At 40.0% G+C, this 1,930-nt stretch carries 5 protein-coding genes; all 5 read left to right on the top strand.

Going from position 1 to position 1,930, the window contains the following annotated elements:
• The first annotated feature begins 97 nt into the window (after positions 1-97).
• The gene (locus IEX12_RS23005; RefSeq protein WP_188725984.1) at positions 98-331 is read left to right on the top strand and encodes a hypothetical protein; all 234 of its coding nucleotides are present in this window, start codon (positions 98-100) and stop codon (positions 329-331) included.
• A gap of 207 nt (positions 332-538) precedes the next feature.
• Positions 539-904, top strand: a complete 366-nt coding sequence (locus IEX12_RS22995; protein WP_188725982.1) for an MreC domain-containing protein — start codon at positions 539-541, stop codon at positions 902-904.
• Positions 897-1,283, top strand: coding sequence for a YopX family protein (locus tag IEX12_RS22990; RefSeq protein WP_188725981.1), 387 nt, complete (start codon positions 897-899; stop codon positions 1,281-1,283). The genes IEX12_RS22995 and IEX12_RS22990 overlap by 8 nt, the downstream gene beginning before the upstream one ends.
• Positions 1,276-1,431 carry a hypothetical protein gene (locus IEX12_RS22985; RefSeq protein WP_188725980.1) on the top strand — a complete coding sequence of 52 codons (156 nt, stop codon included), beginning with the start codon at positions 1,276-1,278 and terminating at the stop codon, positions 1,429-1,431. Before IEX12_RS22990 ends, IEX12_RS22985 begins: the two co-directional genes overlap by 8 nt.
• 125 nt (positions 1,432-1,556) lie before the next feature.
• The coding region (dut, locus tag IEX12_RS22980; protein ID WP_188725979.1) for a dUTP diphosphatase at positions 1,557-1,930 on the top strand (374 nt) is incomplete at its 3' end.

Raw genomic sequence — 1,930 nt, 5'->3', positions numbered from 1 at the left:
TACAACAAAGCAAAAGAAACAATGCTGAACGTTGAACATATAAACAAATTTGAACAATTAGAAATCGCTAATTTTATGTAAAGGCAGGTGAACGGCAATGCCAGACGCACAGATCAAAAAACTAGAAAGAAGAATAAAAGATTTGCAGAAAAACAGACAAGAATGGCGGGACAAATACTACTACGAGAAAAAACGCAACGAGCAACTGCAGGTCAACCACAGTGAATTGGAACAGTTGGAAATCAAGAATGCCAGGCTCCAAATCGAAATCAATAATCGGGATCGGAAGTTGAAGGCGATAAAGAAGGCGCTTAAGGACGTGGAGGTGTGAAGGCTCAGAAGGCAAAAGAAGAACTCTCACGATGTTTGAAAGAAAACAAGACTATTACTATTCGGAAGCTAAAAAAACTGCTCACAGACCTTAATATGAGCCTAGAATCGAGTGAATCAAAGGAAGTTAGATATTTAAAGCGAGAAATACGGAATTTGATTAAGGTAAATAAAAAATTGCGGAAACGGATTAAGGAGATGAAGGGGAATGACTAACGCAGACCGATTAGCAAAAGCAATCCAGGCATTAGGAGAATTTGATCATGAGGAATTTGCAGATTTAAAAGCAGAATACGCAATTAAGTTTGTTGATGAGTATGCGGAGTTTTTAATACAGCGGGCTGAACGTGTGGAGGAATCGGAAAAGGAAAACAAACGCCTTGAAAAATTTATAGACAATTTACAAGTCGTCCATTTTACGGAACTACAAACAGAAAAGGCAGAGAACGCACGCTATAAACAGGCTTTGGAGTTTTATGCGGATGAACAAAATTACATTACTTTTGATTCTCCTGCAATAAAAGACAGTGGGTATAAAGCACGTAAAGCATTGCGAGGTGAAAAGGATGCGTGAGATAAAGTATCGTGGATTAGAATTAATGACCGGAAACTGGGTTTATGGCAGTCATCTTAAAACAGGAACAGGGCTTGAATATATTGTTCCACAAAACATTATAGCTGATCGTTTGCCGCAATACGCTGTCGATAAAAACACAGTCGGTCAGTACACCGGATTAAAAGACGATAACGGCGTCCCGATTTATGAGGGGGATGTATACCACCAAGGAGATCCAAATATCTTATATGTTGTCGAATATAGGGGTACGGGCTTTTTCGGAAAACAGATAGGAAACAGCAGCTATGCAGGGATAGATCATTGGCTAGACAAAATTGAGATTATCGGCAACATATACGAACATCCGCACCTGCTAGGTGGTGAATCAAATGACTAAAACATGCATCGAATGCGGCGGTGAATCATGGAACGGACGAAGTGATTTATGCCAAGCTCACTTCGATAAAGCACTGGAAAAGAAAATAGATGAAATGGACATTGCTAAAGATGTGAATATTGAGCATCCGAGTAATAAGTGGTATTAGGAGGCAACTATGAATCTATCACAACTAAATGAACAAGTCAGACAAGCACTCAATAATAGAGATCACAATAAGGCAAAGGAAGCACTAAAGCAGATAGACGAATTATTGAATGGAGGTAAAGGTGAATGAAAGTAAAACGACTACACAAAGATGCAGTATTACCAAGATACGCAAAGCAAGGGGATTCTGGATTTGATCTGGTTGCGGTTGAGGATACGGTGATCAAACCAGGGGAAACGAAATTGATCAAAACAGGGTTGGCATTTGATATTCCGGTTGGGTTCGAAATACAGGTTAGACCACGATCGGGAATTTCTCTTAATACAAAGTTAAGAGTGACGCTTGGCACTGTGGACTCGGGATACAAAGGCGAGGTCGGGGTGATTGTAGATAATCACCATCAAGTAAAGTACAGAATTGAAAAAGGCATGAGGATTGCACAAGCTGTGTTGGCTCCTATCGCACACACAACATTTGAGGAAGTGGACGAATTAAGCGA

This window comes from Lentibacillus populi, assembly GCA_014642895.1.
Classification (GTDB): Bacteria; Bacillota; Bacilli; order Bacillales; family Amphibacillaceae; genus Lentibacillus_C; species Lentibacillus_C populi.
This window is presented reverse-complemented; position numbering and strand designations above follow the sequence as displayed.

What these genes read in the sequence shown, in the direction of transcription:
- IEX12_RS23005 (WP_188725984.1), top strand. Translation starts at nt 98, where the DNA reads ATGCCAGACGCACAGATCAAAAAACTAGAAAGAAGAATAAAAGATTTG.
- IEX12_RS22995 (WP_188725982.1), top strand. Translation starts at nt 539, where the DNA reads ATGACTAACGCAGACCGATTAGCAAAAGCAATCCAGGCATTAGGAGAA.
- IEX12_RS22990 (WP_188725981.1), top strand. Translation starts at nt 897, where the DNA reads ATGCGTGAGATAAAGTATCGTGGATTAGAATTAATGACCGGAAACTGG.
- IEX12_RS22985 (WP_188725980.1), top strand. Translation starts at nt 1,276, where the DNA reads ATGACTAAAACATGCATCGAATGCGGCGGTGAATCATGGAACGGACGA.